8 protein-coding genes are annotated in these 17,652 nt (G+C 66.7%); 4 read left to right on the top strand and 4 right to left on the bottom strand.

Features of this window, described 5'->3' with window-relative positions; all coding sequences use genetic code 11:
- Nucleotides 1-22: 22 nt before the first annotated feature.
- Complete coding sequence (locus tag KF791_03465; GenBank protein MBX3731634.1) at nucleotides 23-1,675, bottom strand: immunoglobulin domain-containing protein; 1,653 nt, start codon at nucleotides 1,673-1,675, stop codon at nucleotides 23-25.
- Nucleotides 1,676-1,873: 198 nt separating this feature from the next.
- A complete protein-coding gene (locus KF791_03460) occupies nucleotides 1,874-3,175 on the bottom strand; it encodes an outer membrane beta-barrel protein (protein ID MBX3731633.1) in 1,302 nt (433 codons plus the stop codon).
- A 220-nt stretch (nucleotides 3,176-3,395) separates the two neighbouring features.
- Between KF791_03460 and KF791_03455 the strand changes: the two genes are divergently transcribed.
- Entirely contained in the window at nucleotides 3,396-4,724 is a 1,329-nt protein-coding gene (locus tag KF791_03455) for a hypothetical protein (protein MBX3731632.1), read from the top strand.
- A gap of 218 nt (nucleotides 4,725-4,942) precedes the next feature.
- The gene (locus KF791_03450) at nucleotides 4,943-6,148 is read left to right on the top strand and encodes a glycosyltransferase family 4 protein (protein ID MBX3731631.1); all 1,206 of its coding nucleotides are present in this window, start codon (nucleotides 4,943-4,945) and stop codon (nucleotides 6,146-6,148) included.
- A 62-nt stretch (nucleotides 6,149-6,210) separates the two neighbouring features.
- Here the strand turns inward: KF791_03450 and KF791_03445 are convergent, their stop codons facing one another.
- Both KF791_03445 and KF791_03440 read right to left on the bottom strand, forming a co-directional pair.
- Nucleotides 6,211-7,278 (bottom strand): SDR family oxidoreductase, encoded by a 1,068-nt coding sequence (locus tag KF791_03445; GenBank protein ID MBX3731630.1) that lies wholly within the window; start codon nucleotides 7,276-7,278, stop codon nucleotides 6,211-6,213.
- A 28-nt stretch (nucleotides 7,279-7,306) separates the two neighbouring features.
- Nucleotides 7,307-8,458: a DegT/DnrJ/EryC1/StrS family aminotransferase gene (locus tag KF791_03440; protein MBX3731629.1), complete on the bottom strand. Its 1,152-nt coding sequence runs from the start codon at nucleotides 8,456-8,458 to the stop codon at nucleotides 7,307-7,309.
- A gap of 244 nt (nucleotides 8,459-8,702) precedes the next feature.
- Here KF791_03440 and KF791_03435 point away from each other — a divergent pair, with 244 nt between their 5' ends.
- Both KF791_03435 and KF791_03430 read left to right on the top strand, forming a co-directional pair.
- Entirely contained in the window at nucleotides 8,703-10,796 is a 2,094-nt protein-coding gene (locus KF791_03435) for a UvrD-helicase domain-containing protein (protein MBX3731628.1), read from the top strand.
- Nucleotides 10,797-10,942: 146 nt separating this feature from the next.
- A complete protein-coding gene (locus KF791_03430) occupies nucleotides 10,943-17,482 on the top strand; it encodes an amino acid adenylation domain-containing protein (protein MBX3731627.1) in 6,540 nt (2,179 codons plus the stop codon).
- Nucleotides 17,483-17,652 lie beyond the last annotated feature (170 nt).

The following is a 17,652-nucleotide window of genomic DNA, read 5'->3' as shown; positions in this document are numbered from 1 at the left end:
AAGGGTTCATGAAGCCACGGGGTTATTGAACTTCGAGGACTCGATAGAGCCGGAGATCGCCATCGGCCGGCTCCGGCTGGGTTCGGGGGGGTCCGGTGTCCACCCACTGCAGATTGGAACCGGTTCCGGTGACGGGCGGCAGGGAGGTCTCCACATTCCCGCTCAGAAAATGGGTCAGGCTCGACGCGTACTGGATGTAGTATCGGCGGATGGGTGCGGTGGGGAATTCAACGAGGACCAGACCGTTGGTGCGCCGGACCTGCGCCTGGAGGACCGTTCCGGGCGGCACCGGAAAATTCACCGTCGGTGTGGCTGTCATGTCGAAGGAGGGCGTCGGAACGGTGCGGCGATCGGTGACGTAGTATTGAAGCAGGCCCTTCCGGATTTCTGTGGGTGCGATGGCGCCGAAATCCACATAGGGCACAAAATCCGGCAGCAGGAAACCCTGTGCGTTCGCCAGCGACACGGCGTTGGTGTTGGCGTCCACGCCCAGACCCATGACGGTGAGCCGCACATTGAGCGCCAGCGAGCGACCGGGATTCGCGAACTCGATCTCCTGCTGCAGGAAGCCGGTCTGCCGGTCGAGCACCGGAGCTCCGGCGAGGATCACCTGGGGATTGATGATCCCGAGGATGACGGTATTGGTGCCATCAATGGGCGGCGCCACGAGTGCGGGCACCGGTGCCCCGGTCAATCCGAGGCGGCCGGCATACAGTGTTTCGCCGACGACCGGCTGGAATTGAATCTGCGCAATGGTGGATTCCCCGGGGTCCAGTGACGTGCCGGGCGCCCAGGCCAGTGAAACGCCGAGTCGTCCCGCGTCGAGCTGGCTCTCATCAAGCGACACCACTGTGGCGTCCGGCAACCCCGTCGGACGCGGCCCGGCCGCCCCGGTGGCCTCCGGCCCGGGTCCGGGATCCAGCACCGGTGTGAATCCGGCAAATCCGTAGGCCAGCGGATCCCAATCCACCGAGAAACTGAGGTTCGTCTCGGTGCCAAAGGCCGTGTACAACACGGGCACGGTGGCGCCGTTCGTGACGGTCAGTACACCGAGCCGCAGCGCGGGCTGGGGCAGGGCAAGCACGGTCAGCTGCGCCGAGCGGCTCGTGATGCTCCCGTTGCTGTTGCCCACCCGGACCGCGTACGCGCCAGCATTGTTGGTGGTCACGTTGGCAACCGTAAGCGTCTGGTTGGTTGCGGCGGGGAGGTCCGAGCCCAGGAACTGCCACTGATACGTCGGCACACCGCTGCTGACGGCGCTGACGCTGAACGTTGCCGATTGTCCCGGGTACACGGACTGGTTGGTCGGCTGCGCCGTGATCACGGGCGGACCGATCACGGTCAGCACCGCCGGGGCGGAGGTTGTCGCTCCGAATACATTGGCCACCACCGCAACGTAGGACCCCGCGTTCAGCGCGTTGACGTTGTTCAGCGTGAGGGTGTTGGTCGTCGCATCGGGGATCTCCCGGGCGTCGAACCACCAGCGATAAACCAGGGGTGGAACTCCGGTGGCGCCGACGGACAGCGTCACATTCTGCCCGGCATTGACCGTCTGTGTGGACGGGCCGGACTCAATCACCGGCGGGGTGTCCTGGGCGCGGGCGGGGGTCAACCACGGGAGTGGGAGCAGCAGGGCGGCGATCAGGCGCCAAACGGGGCGGAAAAGGCGTTGCATCAGGGACGGTGACGGTCGGGCCAGGACTGGGAGGGCCCGGGCGGCGCGGGGACGATACGCCGTCACGGTCCCGGACCCGCAAGCGAAACTTTGCCGGGTGTCCGGTGGACGGCGACCCCGGGCCTGCGCACCGCGGGATTCGGGCAACAAAAAACCCCTCCCGAATCCGGGAGGGGTTTGTGTGCGATCCAGTCGCCTTTAGAAGCGGTAGATGATGTTCGCGGCGAGGGTCACCGAGTTGTTGCGCCCGTTCACGATGGTTGGCGTGCTTTCGCCATCGGACGTGTACTGGCTGGAGAAGAGGTCGCTGCCGTTCAGGTCATGATCCCAGATGACTTCGATCCGGGTGATCACATTGGCCCAGAGGGCGTAGTCGAGGGTGACGGTAGTCCCGAACAGTTCGGTGGCACCCGTGTAGAGGAATTCTCCGCCATCAACGCCGTAGGAGGGTCCGAGGACCGGGGTGCCGGTGTACGGCCCGATCGCCCAGGCATTGTAGTCGGACTTCGCCCACTCAACGCGCCCGTTGAGCTTGAGTTTTTCGCTGATCTGCCAGGAGACATACCCCGCGACCGCGAATGCGTAGGTCCCGTCGCCGTTGCCATCGGTCAGGTAGTCGAAGGCACCCCCGACGGTCAGTTCCTTGATCGGGGTTGGGAGGGAGACGCCCACGTAGTAGTTCAGCGTGTTGTCGGTATTCCGAACTTGTTCGCCGTCCACCAGAACGCCGTTGTTGTAGTTGTTCACCCCGTTCAGCACGAGGCCGCCGTAGAGCGAGGCCCCGGCGAGGGCGCCCCAGCTGTCGGGAGCCGTCAGGGTGATGGCGCCCATGTAGGTCAGGGTCCCGTTGCCGGATCCGCCATTGGACGTGATGGTGCCGCCGTCGTTCTTGCCGGTGTACGACTCCTTTTGGTTGGTGCCGTTGAATGCGGAGTCGGCGATGCCGCCCACCAGACCCAGCCACTCAAACAGCTGGTAGCTCACCGTCATGCCGGTGTGCGAGAACGGCTCGATGTTGAAGCCGTAGGAGCGGCTGTAGTTGGGGTTCGCGTAGGTGTCGAGCACCTCGTAGCCGATGATGGTGTCAATCTGGCCGAATTTGAAATCGAGCCCGTTGCCCACCGGCGCCCGCAGGGCCACATAGGCCTGCTTCACACCGAAATTGTCGCCACCCAGCGCGCCAGGCAGACCGGCGGCCTGAGGACCGAACCAGAGGTCGGTCCTGTAACCGGCGCTCCACTGCGCCTCATCCAGCGGCTTCTCGATGGTGAGGTCCACCACGTTGAAGTTGAAGCCGTTCCACGTGCTGGGAGCGGTGTTCACGAAGCGGTAGGCCGCGGACTGCACCCCCGGCTTGTAGATCGCCGAAGTGTCCACGTAACCGTCGAGGGTCGTCCCACTGACGAGGGTCATTAGCGCACTTTCGTCCGCAATGGCCACCGATCCGAGACTGACCACGCCTGCCGCAGCCAGCCCGACTGTCCATTTGTCAAACTTCATCTGTTCCTCCTGTTGTGTTGGTTTGTGCACGACTGGGCATGGCTGAACGCCCGCCCGCGCTCGAAAGAGCGCCACAGGCCGGACAGTAGAAACGACCGGACCGCGGAGACAACTAGAATTTTGCCCCCTGGAGAATGATGCGCCGATGGAGTCCCTGGCGTGCCCTGGATCCGCTCCCGGGCGTGCATGGGGGCGGAAACTTGCCATACTGGTCCGAGCAATGAGCGCGGCGACTTGTATTTGGCGGCGGGCTGGACTGCGGGCCGGCCTCGTGGGGGCGTTGGGACTGGTGGCTGCTGCGGACGACTTCCTCCTGACACCCGCCCGGCCGACACTGGACCGCTGGGTGTATCCCTTTGGTGATTTTGTGGGCGACCGGCCCGTGGCTCCGACGTTTGCCTCGTTCGACCCCCGGTTTGACACCCGGGACGCCCAGTTTCTGCTGGGCTGGGATACCGCCGGTTCCCTGCCCACGGGCGCAGGCCCGGCGAACTACCTGATTCGCCGTCTGCGCGTGTCCCTGACCGTCCAGGCCGACGCCTCGTTCATCTATGATCCCACCTTTGATCCGCTGGAGACCTACTTTGAGGATTCTTCCGCCGCGCGGCCCGATGAGGATCCGGGCCGCCCGGTCGAGCTTTACGGAGCGGGGTTCCGAAACGGATTCACCGCGGCATCTTTTCTCGAGTCGTCTCCGTTTGGCCCCTTGAATCCCATCACGAGCGGCTCGATTTCCATCGGAACGCGCAATGCCTTCGCGGCCATGCATGGAGCCGACGGCAGGCTCAGGGACGTGGCGAACAATGTCGGACAATCAAATGCCGACTGGACCGAGCCTCCATTTGAGGTCCGACCGTGGGCGATCGGGATCACCGACGACGCCGTTCCCGGCGAAGCCGTTCCCGCAGGTTCCCGATTCCATTTTGACGTGGATCTTTCGGACCCGCTGGTGGTCGGCTATCTGCAGGCCGCCCTCGACGAAGGCCGGCTCCGGTTGGTGGTGTCCTCGCTGTCGCCCGCCAGCCAGGTGACCCCGGGTGGCATCGGCGGCGGCGGCCTGGGCGCCTATCCACAGTGGGTGACGCGGGAGAACATCCTGTTTGATGGCCCCGACCATCCGGGACTGGAACTGGAGGGCGTGCGGGTGAGTTCCTCGGATACCGAGCCCGACGGCTTACCGGACGACTGGGAGCGCTTCTGGTTCGGCCATCTCGACGAAACTGGCGATGGAGACCCCGACCGCGATGGCGTGAGCAATGCCGATGAGTGGATTGCCGGCACGAATCCGCGCGACGCGTCGAGCGTCCTGAGGATTTTCGAGGCTGGATTCGATGCCGAAGGACAGGTGCACTTGCGGTTTCCCATCGCCCCAAGCCGCTCCTATGCCGTCGAGCGCGGGCTGGCACTGGGTGATTGGGCACCGGCTCAGGGAACGCTCAGTTTTCCGGAGCCGGGCATCGCGGAATTTCGAGAGCAACGTCTCTCAGTCCCACCGGCGGTCCCGTCCAGCGGCTTCTACCGGGTGCGGGTCGTGCGCCCGACGCCCTGAGGGAAGGCGGTTCACCGCCCGGTCGCGGCTTGACCGGAACGCGGGCAAGCCGGGAGGCTCCGCCCGCTTTCGACCGCCCGCGGATCGCCAGCGACCAGGGAGTTTCCCCCCTCGATCGCCCGCAAGCTCCGTGGTGCGGGCTGGATGCATCCTGAGGGCCTTCAGTTGGCCGCCCGGTGAGCGGGCTGCCGCTGCGATGCCTTCGGAAACAGCAACGCATGAAGATCCTGCTGCACGATTACTCCGGTCACGCCTTTCTGGTGCAACTGGCGCGCCGCCTTGCCTCCGAGGGCCATGAGGTCCTGCACGTCCACTTTCCCGGATTCCAGACGCCCAAGGGGGTGCTGAGCCGTCGTCCAGACGATCCACCGGGTTTCGAGACCCGGGGTCTGGCACTGGATGAACCGTTTGCGAAGTACAGCTACATCAAGCGCCTTCGTCAGGAGTTTGCCTACGGCCGGCGTCTGGCAGCGACCATTGAGTCCTGGCGGCCGGACGTGGTCTTTTCGGCCAACTCGCCACTGGATCCGCAGGACCTGGCCCAGCGGGCGGCCCTTCGGCGGGGCATCCCCTTCGTTTTCTGGGTCCAGGACATCTACTCCGTGGCGATTGCCAACATCCTGCGCCGCCGGCTTCCCGTGGTGGGACATCTGGTCGGGGCCCGGTATGTGGCGCTGGAAAAGCGGCTGCTCCGGCGGTCGGCCCGGATCATTGCCATCACGGATGATTTTCTCCCGGTTCTGGAACGTTGGGGGATCCCCAGGGAACGGATGGAGGTTGTGGAAAACTGGGCCGCCCGGGAGGAATTACCCCCCCGGCCCAAGGACAACCCTTGGTCCCGCGCTCACAGTCTTCAGGACCGGCTGGTGTTTCTCTACTCAGGCAGCATTGGTTTGAAGCACGACCCGGACCTGCTGCTGGCGGTGGCCAGGGCGTTTCCCGACCGGCCGGATGTCCGCGTCGTCGTGATCTCCGAAGGTCCCGCCATGGAATGGCTGGCGACCCACGGGGCCGGCCTGTCCAATCTGGTGCTGCTGCCGTTCCAGCCGTTCGATGTGCTGCCGGACGTCGTCGGGACCGGCGATGTGTTGATGGCCGTGCTGGATCCTGAAGCGGGGATCTACTCGGTGCCTTCCAAGGTGTTGACCTACCTGTGCGCCGGCCGCCCCCTCCTTGCCGCCATGCCGCCTGAAAACCTGGCGTCACGGATCCTATCCCGGGAACAGGCGGGCCTGGTGGCACCGGCAGGGGACCGTGAGGCCTTTGTTGCCGCGGCGCGACGACTGGCGGGCGACCCGTCCCTCCGCGCCTCCCTGGGCGGGCGGGCTCTTGAGTATGCCGCACGCACCTTCGACATCGCCGCCGTTTCGCGGCGTATTCAGGACATTGCAAAGGCCGCCATGGCCGGCCGGTCCGCATCCTGAGTTGCCCGAGCCCGGGGCGCCATGGCTGCCGCTGCACCGCTGCGGCGTTCCCCGGATGGGGATCAGGGCTTCGGCGGCCCCACGCTGGGGCTGCCCGCCGGTGACACCATGATGTCCAGCATGCCGACCATGGCGTCATGGTTGCGGCCGCCCAGTTCGGTCAGCTCCTTGAGCCATTTCGCATTCCGGTAATAGACGGCCTCGGGGTCGGCGATCCGGCCCGTGACGATGGCCTCGATGATCTCCTCGGCGCCCGTGCGGATGTCCACGCGCGGCACAATCCCCTCGGCCTTCATCCGCGCAGTGCTGACGTGGTAGTTCCGGGTGTCGGGGTTATCGAGCTTCACGTAGACCTCCCGGCAGGAGGGATTGATCGCCTTGAAAATGGGAATGAGGTCCACGACCCGCAGGTTTTCAGAGGCGATGTTGTAGACGAGATGCTTGTGGTCCGGGTGCTCGGCGAAGTGGATCAGTGCCCGGGCGCAATCCGCGACGTGCAGCATCGGGCGCCACTGGAGACCGTCCCCGAAAACCCGCACTTCATTGTACAACGTCGAGCAATAGCTGAAGATGTTGATCACCAGGTCGAAGCGCATCCGCGGACTGAACCCGAACAGCGTCCCGTTCCGGAGGATGGCGGGGCGCCACGACTTGTTCGCGATGCCGACGATGAAGTTGTCGGAGTCCACCTTGGACTTGGCATAGGTGGTCAGCGGCTTCGTCTGCCCGTCTTCGTCCACCTCCTCCTCCAGTTCGCCGTAAACGGAGCAGGACGATGAGAAGACCGCCCGGATGCCCCGCTGTTTGCAGGCCAGCGCGAGGTCCCGCGTGGCCTCGAAATTGACCTCCTCGGTCAACCGCGGGTTCAGCTCCGCACTGGGGTCATTGGAAATCGCCGCCAGGTGGATCACGACGTCCATGCCTGCGAGCAACTGGTCGAGCGCGGCGGGATCCGCCAGCACCGAGCGCAGGTCCTGACGCAGAATCTCGACTGCCGGACGCATGGCGCGCAGGTGTTCGAGTCCAAAGTAGCCGATGTCGAGGGCCCGCACCCGGTGTCCGCGAATGAGCAGCTTGGGAATGAGTACGGAGCCCAGATAGCCGGCGCCGCCGGTGACAAGTACGTTCATCAGGTGGGATTGGTCCGGGTGGAAACGATCACTTAACGAAGTACGCGTTTACGGAGTCGAAGAGGTACTCCATTTCGGAATCGCTCATCACGGTGTGCAACGGGAGCGAGACGATGTTGTCCTTGATCGCATTCGTAAAGGAAAGATCCTGGCGCCGGTACCGGTCCCGGTAGTACTTCAGGTCATGCGTCGCGGTGTAGTACCGGCGCACCGCGATGTTGCGGGCCTGCATGTGCTGGACGAATGCCGTGGCGTCCTCCCCAAGGAGGATCGGGAAGTACAGGTAGGGGCACTCCACCTCCGGGAGCACCCGCATGGTCCGCAGCCACCCCTTGGACTCCAGGCCGCCGAAGAATTCCCGGTAGCGGACCGCGTTGCGGGCGCGTCCGCCCAGAATGACGTCCACCTTCTCCAGATTGCGGAGACCCACGAGGGCGCAGATTTCGGTCATCTTGGAGTTGAGTCCCGGGAGGTCCACGTCACCGCGGACCTTTTCGTACTGGCCGAAGTCGCGCAGGCGGATGAGTGCGGCGGCGATTTCGTGGTCGTTCACAATGTTGGCGCCGCCCTCCATGGTCGTGAAGATCTTCGTGGCGTGGAAGCTGATCATCTCGCTGAAGCCGTACTCCCATGCAAAACGGCCCCGGAACCGCGAGCCGAATGCCGGCGCGTTGTCGAGGATCACCGCCAGCGGTCCGGTGGCCGCCAGATCCCGGAGGTGCTCCAGGTTGACCAGGTTCCCGTAGGCCCCCACGGGGACGATCATGCGGACGTCCGGCGAGTCCACCGCCACCTTCTTGAGGTCCAGCATCAGCCCCTCATCCACATCGCAGAACACCGGACGCAGGTTGTTCGTCACGAGCGCGTGGATGGTTCCGGAGAAGGTGAAGGACGGGACGAGCACCTCGAACGAGTCGTGCGGACCAAAACCCATCCGCTCCTTCCACGCCTGGATCAGATGGTACAGCGACAACTCGCCGTTGCAGTTGACCGACGGGGTGATGGGACACCCGAAATACGCCTGGAGGCGCTCCTCGAAACGCCGGGCGTATTGGGAGTTGTTGGTGACCAACCCGGTCTGGAGGCACTCGGCAAATTCGGACTGGATCTCGGAAAGTTCCGGGAGGAACGGGCGAACGATGTTGAGCTTCATCTGGGTTGCACCACTCGCAGCGTTCACCCGTTTGGAAACTGGCTTCCCTCGGGCGATCCACGCGGAAACCCCGCCCGGTCCCCCCAGGGGATCGGCCAGAGGCCCCCACGGTCTGCGCGCCTGCAATTCGGAAGCATTCATCGGCAACCGGGCCTGAAGGCAAGCATTTCCGGGAATCGCGGGAGGCCATCCGGGGAGAATGCCGGGCCCCGGGGCCCCCCCGGGCGCGGACCCGGCGTCCCGAACTCTTGACCTTCGGATGCGCGTACCCATGCTCCGCGCGCCGGTGACTCTGGATTCGCTCAACCCGCAGCAGCGCGAGGCGGTGGTCACGCATCGCGGACCGCTGCTGATCCTCGCGGGTGCGGGCACGGGAAAAACCCGGGTGATCACCTCCCGCATCGCCCACATGGTGGCCCGCGGCATCCCCGCGGACCAGATCCTGGCTGTGACCTTCACCAACAAGGCCGCGCGGGAAATGCTCCAGCGTGTCGTCAGCCTGCTGCCACGGGTGCGGGGCGCCGGGGAGGCCAGGCCGACCGTCTGCACCTTCCATTCCCTGTGCGTCCGCATCCTGCGCCAGCACATCGAGCGTCTGGGGTATCGTCGGAACTTTGTCATCTACGACCACGGCGACCAGATCGCCGCCATCAAGAAGATCTTGGCCGGGGTTTCCGACGGCGGACGGAAGACGGACCCCGGCGCGGTCCTTTCCCTGATCAGCCGTTTCCGCAACGGCGGCCGTCGGGCGGAGGCGTTTGCCGACCCCGAGGTGCGTGCCCTTGCGGCGCACGTCACGGGCCGGTACGAGTCCGCCCTGCGCGCCGGCAATGCGGTGGATTTCGACGATCTCATCCTGTTGGTGCTCCGGTTGTTCCGGGAGCACCCGGACGCCCTCGAGTCGTGTCGCACCCGGTTCCAGTACGTGATGGTGGACGAGTACCAGGACACCAATGCGACGCAGTTTGAGGTCGTCCATGCCCTCACGCAGACCTCGCGCAACCTGTGTGTCGTCGGTGACGATGACCAGTCCATCTACGGTTGGCGGGGTGCGGAGACCGCGAATCTTCTGGAGTTGGAGCGGCATTTCCCCGAAGTGCGGGTGATCACCCTCGAACAGAACTACCGGTCCACCAACATGATCCTGCGTGCGGCCAACGCGGTGATCCGCCACAATCCCCGGCGCCGGGGCAAACAACTCTGGTCGGCCCTCGGCGAGGGCGGGCGCATCGTGCTCCAGTGCCATCCCCACGATGAGGCGGAGGCCGCCGCGGTGGTGGAGGACATCGAATATGACCGCCTCGGCCGGGGCGTTGGCTGGGGGCACCATGCGGTGCTTTTCCGCACCAACCAGCAGGCGCGTCCGCTGGAGACCGCCCTGCGACGGGCCCGGGTCCGTTACCGCCTGATCGGGGGCCAGAGCTTCTTCGACCGTCGGGAAATCCGCGATTTTCTGGCCTACCTGCGCACGTTCCTGAACCCCCACGACGACGTGGCCCTGCTGCGCATCGCCAACACGCCTGCACGGGGCCTGAGCGATGTGACCATGGAGCGTCTACTGGCTGCCAGCCAGGAGCGGCAGTGCAGCGTGTATGCGGTGATGCAGCACACGGATGTCCAGGCGGGGTTCGCGCCGCGCACCGCGGACGCGATCCGCGAGTTCCAAGCCCTCGTCGCGGCCACCCGGGCGCCCCTCGAATCCACCGGGGGGCTCTCGCTGGAATCCTGGGCTGCGGAATGGCTTGAAACCATCCGGTACGAAGCGGACCTGCGACGGATCGAGAAGTCCGCCGAGGCAGCCGACGGCCGCTGGCGGACCCTATGCGAGTTGCTCGCGGATTTGGACGACCCGGATGGCGTCCGGGTGAATCCCCTGGGCGACGGGACCCAGGCGCCGGACGCCGTGGCGCTGCGTCCGCACCGCCTCACGCGGCATCCCCGGGAACGCCTGGGGGGCTTTCTCGAGGAGCTGGCGCTGGACCAGGATCGGGAGGGTGACGATCCGGCGGGCGACTCGGTGACCCTGATCACCATGCATGCGGCAAAGGGGTTGGAATTTCCGCACGTTCACATCGTGGGGGTCGAGGATGGCCTGCTGCCCCATTCACGTTCCAAGGCCGAGGGAACGCTCGACGAGGAGCGGCGCCTGTTTTACGTCGCCATCACCCGGGCCCAGTCCACGTTGAAGGTGTCCCATTGCTCCGGCCGGCGACGTCATGGGCAATTGCTCCCCTGCCACCCTTCGCCGTTTCTGAGGGAACTGCCTCCCGAGTGCGTCGAGGACGGCGAGACCGCAGGCACGGCGCCGGTCGCCCGCGGCACCGGTGCGGACCTGTTCGCCGCCATGCGGGCGGCGATCGAGTAGGACCCGGGCGTTTGCCATCGGGGAAGGCCGGCTTCAGGATCCGGGAAGGTCCGGGGGGTGGTCCGCCCGACCGTCTGCCCGCATTGCCAGAGCGGGCGGTCCGGTGTCCTATCTCCGGAGAGGGTTGATCCCGGCAAACGTCTGACATGAATCGTTTTTCCGCCGCTCCGCGCAATCTCCTGGACCTGATCGAACCGGGGATGGAGGCCCATCGTGGGAAGCCGGCCGTGGAGCAGGACGGAGCCCGGGTCAGCTATGGAGAGCTGAAGGATCGCTATGACCGCCTGGCCGGCGCGCTGGCGTCGCGGGGTGCCGGCCCGGGAACCACGGTTGGGTTGTGTCTGGATCGCTCCCCGGGGCTCATCGTTGGGGTGCTCGGGATCTTGAAGTGCGGCGCTGCGTATGTGCCTTTGGATCCGGCCCTTCCCGCCGGACGCCGGGCGGCAATGATGGAGGACAGCCGCCCCCGGGTGATTCTCACCGAGCGCGCCCACCGGAGCCTGTTCCCGGAGCCTGCCGGGGGCATCCTGATCCTTGACGATCTCGATCTGACGCGCGGTCCCGGGATGTCCGGCGGGTGCCCGGCAGGGCCGGAGGATCTTGCCTATGTCCTGTTTACCAGTGGCAGTACGGGACGCCCCAAGGGCGTGGCAATGCCGCACCGGGCCCTGGTGAACCTGGTCCGCTGGCAGTGCCGAACCTCCGTCCTGGGCGAGGGCGACCGGACCCTGCAATTCGCACCGGTCGGGTTCGACGTCAGTTTCCAGGAAATCGCCACCACGCTCGCCCAGCGGGGCACGCTGGTCCTGATCTCCGACACCGATCGCCTGCAGGCCAGCCGTCTGCTGGGGCGGATCCGGGAGCAGCGCGTCCACCGTCTCATCCTTCCGTTCGTCGCCCTGCAGTATCTGGCCGAGGCCGTGGAGCGCACGGGGACGGCACCGGAGGCGTTGAAGGAGGTTTTCACCAGCGGTGAGCCGCTGCGCATCACGCCGGCCATCGCCGCCCTGTTTCAGAAGATTCCCGGCTGCCGGTTCTGCAACCAGTACGGTCCGACCGAAGGTCACGTGGTGAGCGAATTCGAGCTCTCCGGTGATCCCGCATCGTGGCCCCTGAGCCCGCCGATCGGCCGGGCCATCGACGGCGTCGCCCTGCGGGTGCTGGACGAACGGCTGCAGCCGGTGCCCCCCGGCACCGAGGGGGAGCTGTGCCTCGCCGGCGCCTGTGTCGCCGCCGGGTATCTCCACCGTCCCGAACTCACCGGGGAACGGTTTGTGGAGGACCCCCAGGCACCCGGGAGCCGGATGTATCGCACCGGGGACCGGGTCGTGGAGCGTGCGGATGGTGTCCTGGAGTTTCGCGGGCGCCTGGACGAACAGGTGAAAGTCCGCGGGTATCGGATCGAGTTGGGCGAGGTGGAGGTCGCCCTCCAGTCGCATCCCGCCGTCGCCCAGGCGGTGGCGGCAGTGCGTGAGGACCGCCCCGGCGTTCGACGCCTCGTGGCCTACGTGGTCCCGTGTCCCGGGAAGTCGCCGGCGCCGCATGAACTGCGGCGGCATCTCGCCTCCCGGCTGCCGGAGCCGATGGTGCCATCCACCTTTGTCACCCTGGAGTCGTTGCCGCAGACGGCGAGCGGCAAGATCCACCGGATGGCCCTGCCGGCGCCCGATGCCCGACGTCCGGAACTCGAGGTGCCCTATGCGGCGCCGCGGACGGCGGTGGAGCGGGCGCTGGCTGAAGTGTGGTCCGAGCGGCTCGGACTCGATCGGGTGGGCCTCGACGACAATTTTTTTGACCTCGGCGGCGATTCCCTTCTGAGCATCCAGTGCGTCGCCCTGCTGGAGGAGCGGGGGCTGCGCCTGCCCATCGTGAAGCACTACCAGCACCCGACCGTGCGGGCGTGCGCGGCCTTTCTGGAACGGGCCGTGGGCGCCTTCGAGCCTGCGGAGATGGCTCGGGCGCGCCAGGCCCGCAGGCCTTCGGGGCCACGGGCGGACATCGCCATCGTCGGCGTGAGCGGTCGTTTCCCGGGTGCGGAGTCCGTGGAGCAACTTTGGGAGAATCTGGTGGCGAACCGCAACAGCATCACCCGATGGGCCCCGGACGAACTGGATCCCTCCATTCCGGAGGCAGTTCGGCGGCATCCGGACTACGTGCCGGCCCGGGGCGTTATTGCGGATGCGGACAAGTTTGACGCGGCGTTTTTCGGGGTGAACCCGCGCGTTGCGGCCCTGATGGATCCGCAGCAGCGGGTCCTGTTGGAGACGGCGTGGGGGGCCCTTGAGGATGCCGGCTGCAACCCATCCCGGTTCGACGGGCTGATCGGGGTTTACGTTGGGGTGGGCAACAACACCTATTACACCCGACACGTGGCGGGGCACCCGGATCGGGTCGAGGCGGTGGGCGAGTTCCAGGTGATGACCGCCAATGAGAAGGATTATGCCGCGACCCGGCTCGCCTTCGAATTCGACCTGCGCGGGCCGGCTCTGAGCATCCACACGGCGTGCAGCACGTCCCTGGTGGCGGTGGTGGAGGCGGTGCGCGCCCTTCGGGACGGTGCCTGCGACCTCGCGGTGGCCGGCGGCGTGGCGATCACCGCCCCGATCCGCAGCGGTGGCCTGCATCAGGACGGGGCCATGTTCAGTCCGGACGGCCTGACACGACCCTTCGATGCGCGGGGTCAGGGCACCTGCTTCAGTGACGGGGCCGCAGTGGTGGTGCTGAAGCGGTTGGAGGAGGCGCAGCGCGACGGAGACCCGGTGATCGCCGTGATCGCGGGGGCGGCCGTGAACAACGATGGGGGAGACAAGGGGAGTTTTACGGCGCCGGGGATCCGGGGCCAGGCGGAGGTGATTGCGATGGCCCATGCCGATGCCGGGGTTTCACCGGACGACGTCACGTACGTGGAGGCCCACGGCACGGCGACTCCTCTGGGGGATCCCATCGAGGTTGAGGCGCTGACGCTGGCCTTCCGCCAGGGCCGACCGCCCTCGGGGGCTCCTCCCCATTGCTGGCTGGGTTCGATCAAAAGCAATCTGGGACATCTCACTGCGGCGGCCGGGGTGGCGGGCCTGATCAAGGCGGCATGGGCGCTCCGCGAGGGGGTGATTCCCGCCAGTCTGGGATTTGAACGGCCCAATCCGGCGATGAACTGGGATGCCAGCCCGTTCCGGGTGGCGGCGACCAACGTTCCGTGGCCGCGCTCGACGCGGCCGCGGCATGCCGGCGTGTCGTCCTTCGGTGTCGGGGGCACGAACGCCCATGTGGTCCTCAGGGAACCGCCTCCCGCGCCCGAGCCGGGTCCCTCCCGGGATCGCCATCTGTTGCTGCTCAGTGCCCGCAGCCCGGCATCGCTGGAGGCCTTCACGACGCGGTTTCGTGACTGGCTGGCGGCGCGTCCGGATGCCCCGCTGGCGGACGTCGCCTTCACGCTGCAGACCGGGCGCAGGCACTTCGCCCACCGACGCGTTGTGGTTGGCGGCGCAATGGATGACGTCCAGGAGGCCCTTTCCGGACGGGATCCGGCGCGGATCTCCACCCGGGAGCTGAAGGAGGTGGCACCGGGGGTGGTGTTCCTGTTCCCGGGCCAGGGCTCGCAGTATGTGGGCATGGGACGTGACCTGCATGCGCGGGAGCCCGTGTTTGCAAGGGAACTGGACCGGTGTTGTGCGCTGTTTTCCGAGGCGCTGGGCGAGAACCTCAAAGACGTCCTGTTCCCGGAGACCGGCCGCGAGGAGGCCGCTGCCGAGACCCTGCGGCAGACCCTCTTCACCCAGTCGGCGCTGTTCACGATCCATGTGAGCCTTGCCCGGCTCTGGATGCATTGGGGGGTGGTCCCATCGGCCATGCTGGGACACAGCATCGGCGAGATCAGTGCCTGCCACCTTGCCGGCGTGATGTCGCTGGAGGATGCAGTGACGATGGTGGTCGCCCGCGGACGCCTGATGCAGGCGCAGCCCCCGGGCTGCATGTTGAGTGTCCGGCTTTCCGAGGACGAGCTGCGGCGACGACTCCCGGCGGATTGTGACCTTGCTGCGGTCAACGGTCCCCAGCTGTGTGTGGCCAGCGGGCCAGCGGAGGCGATCGCGGCGCTGGAGACGTCGTTGGGGCAGGATGGGGTCGCCCGCCGACGCCTGGTGACTTCACATGCCTTTCACAGCCCGATGATGGATGCCGTGGTCGAGCCGTTTCGACGGGCGGTGGAGCGGATTTCCCTGCGACCGCCGCGCATTCCGATCGTCAGCACCGTGACCGCCGCCTGGTTGAAGGACGCCGAGGCGACCTCCCCGGAGTACTGGAGCCGTCATTTGCGGTTGCCGGTCCGGTTTGGCCCGGCTGTTCGGTTTGCCTGGAGCGACGGGGACCGGTTGATGCTGGAGGTTGGCCCCCGGGCCACGGCGACGACCCTGGCCCGTCAGCAAAGTGCGGACCCGCGCCGTCAGGTCGCGGTGGCGTCCCTGGGCGACCGGTCGGGTGACGGCACCGAGTTTGCCGCCCTCCTCCATGCCGTGGGCGCGGTCTGGCAGTCCGGCATCGAAGTGGACTGGAGGCGGTTCCACGAGCATCAGCGGCGCCGGCGGATCTCGCTGCCGACCTACGCGTTTGAGCGGATCCGGCACTGGGTGGATCCGGTCCAGGTCCAGCCGGCAGAAGCGCCGGTGACCGGAGTGGCGTCGGATGTGGGCGCTGGCCCGGCTTTGGCCGGGGCGGTCGCGGGAGGGGCCCCGGCCGGCAGGTCTCCGCGGGACGCAATGATGGCCAGGATCCGGGAGCTCCTCGAAACCTCCAGCGGGCTCGACCTCGCCACCGCCCCGCCGGGCGCTACGTTTCTGGAACTCGGACTCGACTCCCTGTTTCTGACCCAGATCGCGACGACCCTGACGCGTTCGTTCCGCGTCAAGGTCACCTTCCGTCAACTGAACGAGGAGTATGCCACGCTCGAGCGGCTCGCCGATTTCCTGTTGTCGCAGGAGAGCCGCCGGGATGAGAGGGCCCCGGCGAAGGCCTCCAAGTCCGAGGCCCCGGCTTCGGCGGCATTGGACGATGCCCCTGAACTCCGGCGCGCCTTCGGCGCGCAGGCGAAGATTGTCCGGGAGCGGGCGGACGACCTGAAACCCGCGCAGCGGGCATGGCTTGACGATTTCGCGCGGCGCTACAACGCACGGACGGCGAAGAGCAAGGCGTTTACCGGGGCCCACCGGCGTCACATGGCCGATCCACGGGTGGTCACAGGCTTCAAGCCGCAGCTGAAGGAACTCATCTACCAGCCGGTGGTCGAACGTAGCGAAGGCAGCACGCTTTGGGACCTGGATGGCAACCGCTACATTGATGTTCTCAGCGGCTTTGGCAGCTCGCTGTTCGGTTACATGCCGGACTTCATCCGTGACGCCTGCCACCGTCAGTTGGACACCGGGGTGGAAATCGGCCCGATGCACCCCATCGCGGGGGAGGTCACCGCCCTGTTGTGCGAGCTGACGGGCCATGAGCGGGCCGCCCTCTGCAACACCGGTTCGGAGGCGGTGCTGGGGGCGCTCCGCATGGCGCGCACGGCCACGGGACGGAATCTGGTGATTGCGTTCAGCGGCAGCTACCACGGCATCAATGACGAGGTGATCGTGCGCGGGAGCCGGAGCGGTCGGAGTTACCCGGCCGCTCCGGGGATTCCGCCCGAAGCCGTGCACAACCTGCTCGTTCTCGACTACGGCACGCCGGAGTCGCTGCGCATCATCCGGGAGCGATGCGCCGAGGCCGCTGCGGTGCTTTGTGAACCTGTCCAGAGCCGCCGGCTGGAGTGGCGTCCGGTGGACTTCCTCCGCGAGGTGCGGACGGCCACCCGCGAGCATGGGACCGCGCTGATCTTCGACGAGGTCATCACGGGATTCCGCATGCACCCCGGCGGCGTCCAGTCCCTGTTCGGCATCCGCGCCGACATCGCCACCTACGGCAAGGTCATTGGCGGCGGCATGCCCATCGGAGCTTTGTGTGGTGCCGCGCGCTGGATGGACACCCTGGATGGCGGCCCATGGCAGTTCGGCGACGACAGCGTGCCCGAGTCACCGGTCACGTATTTCGCGGGCACCTTTGTCCGGCATCCGTTGGCCCTTGCCGCGGCCCGGGCCTCCCTGCGGCATCTCAAGAGACATCCCGAGCTCTGCGGGCAGCTCAGCGCGATGACCGAGGATCTCCGGACGCGGGCCAATGCCATCTTCCGTCGGGAGAAGGCCCCGTACTGCCTGGTGAACTTTGGCAGCTGCTGGAAGGTGAAGTATGACGACTCGGTGCCGTACGTTGAGCTGTTCTTTGTCGCGATGCGGGAGAAGGGCATCCACATCTGGGACGGATTTCCGTGCTTCATGACCACGGCGCACACCGCGGCCGACATGGACCGCGTCATCGCCTGCATGGAGGACACGGTGCGGGAGCTCAAGGCCGCCGGGTTTCTCCCGGAGCGGGCATTGGTCCTGGAGCCGGTGGACCGCACTCTGGGGGGCGCCGGGGCCACGGCGGCGGCTCCACCGGACCTACAGCCGGTTCCGGAGGTCCCGATCGGACAGGTCCTCCGGGCCGACCAGCCTCCGGTGCCCGGCGCGCGTCTGGGGCGGACGCCGCGGGGCGATCCGGCCTGGTTCATTCCTGATCCCCGGCGATCCGGCAAGTACCTGATGGTCAGTCCCAACGGGGATTGACGTTCCCGATCGGGTCTGGAAACGATACCGCACTCATCGGCGGCGCGGCGGTTCCTCATGGCATCACCACGCCCGGTGGACGGAGCCTTTCACCTGAAATCTTCCTCCATAGCTGCTCTTGGGCGGCCGGAATTCCCCACGGGAATCGAGGCCGACGGGAGTCGCGTCCA

The organism is Verrucomicrobiia bacterium, from assembly GCA_019634635.1.
GTDB lineage: Bacteria > Verrucomicrobiota > Verrucomicrobiia > Limisphaerales > UBA9464 > UBA9464.
This window is presented reverse-complemented; position numbering and strand designations above follow the sequence as displayed.

Coding starts and splice junctions, on each gene's coding strand:
- KF791_03465 (MBX3731634.1), bottom strand. CDS start 1,675: ATGCAACGCCTTTTCCGCCCCGTTTGGCGCCTGATCGCCGCCCTGCTG.
- KF791_03460 (MBX3731633.1), bottom strand. CDS start 3,175: ATGAAGTTTGACAAATGGACAGTCGGGCTGGCTGCGGCAGGCGTGGTC.
- KF791_03455 (MBX3731632.1), top strand. CDS start 3,396: ATGAGCGCGGCGACTTGTATTTGGCGGCGGGCTGGACTGCGGGCCGGC.
- KF791_03450 (MBX3731631.1), top strand. CDS start 4,943: ATGAAGATCCTGCTGCACGATTACTCCGGTCACGCCTTTCTGGTGCAA.
- KF791_03445 (MBX3731630.1), bottom strand. CDS start 7,278: ATGAACGTACTTGTCACCGGCGGCGCCGGCTATCTGGGCTCCGTACTC.
- KF791_03435 (MBX3731628.1), top strand. CDS start 8,703: ATGCTCCGCGCGCCGGTGACTCTGGATTCGCTCAACCCGCAGCAGCGC.
- KF791_03430 (MBX3731627.1), top strand. CDS start 10,943: ATGAATCGTTTTTCCGCCGCTCCGCGCAATCTCCTGGACCTGATCGAA.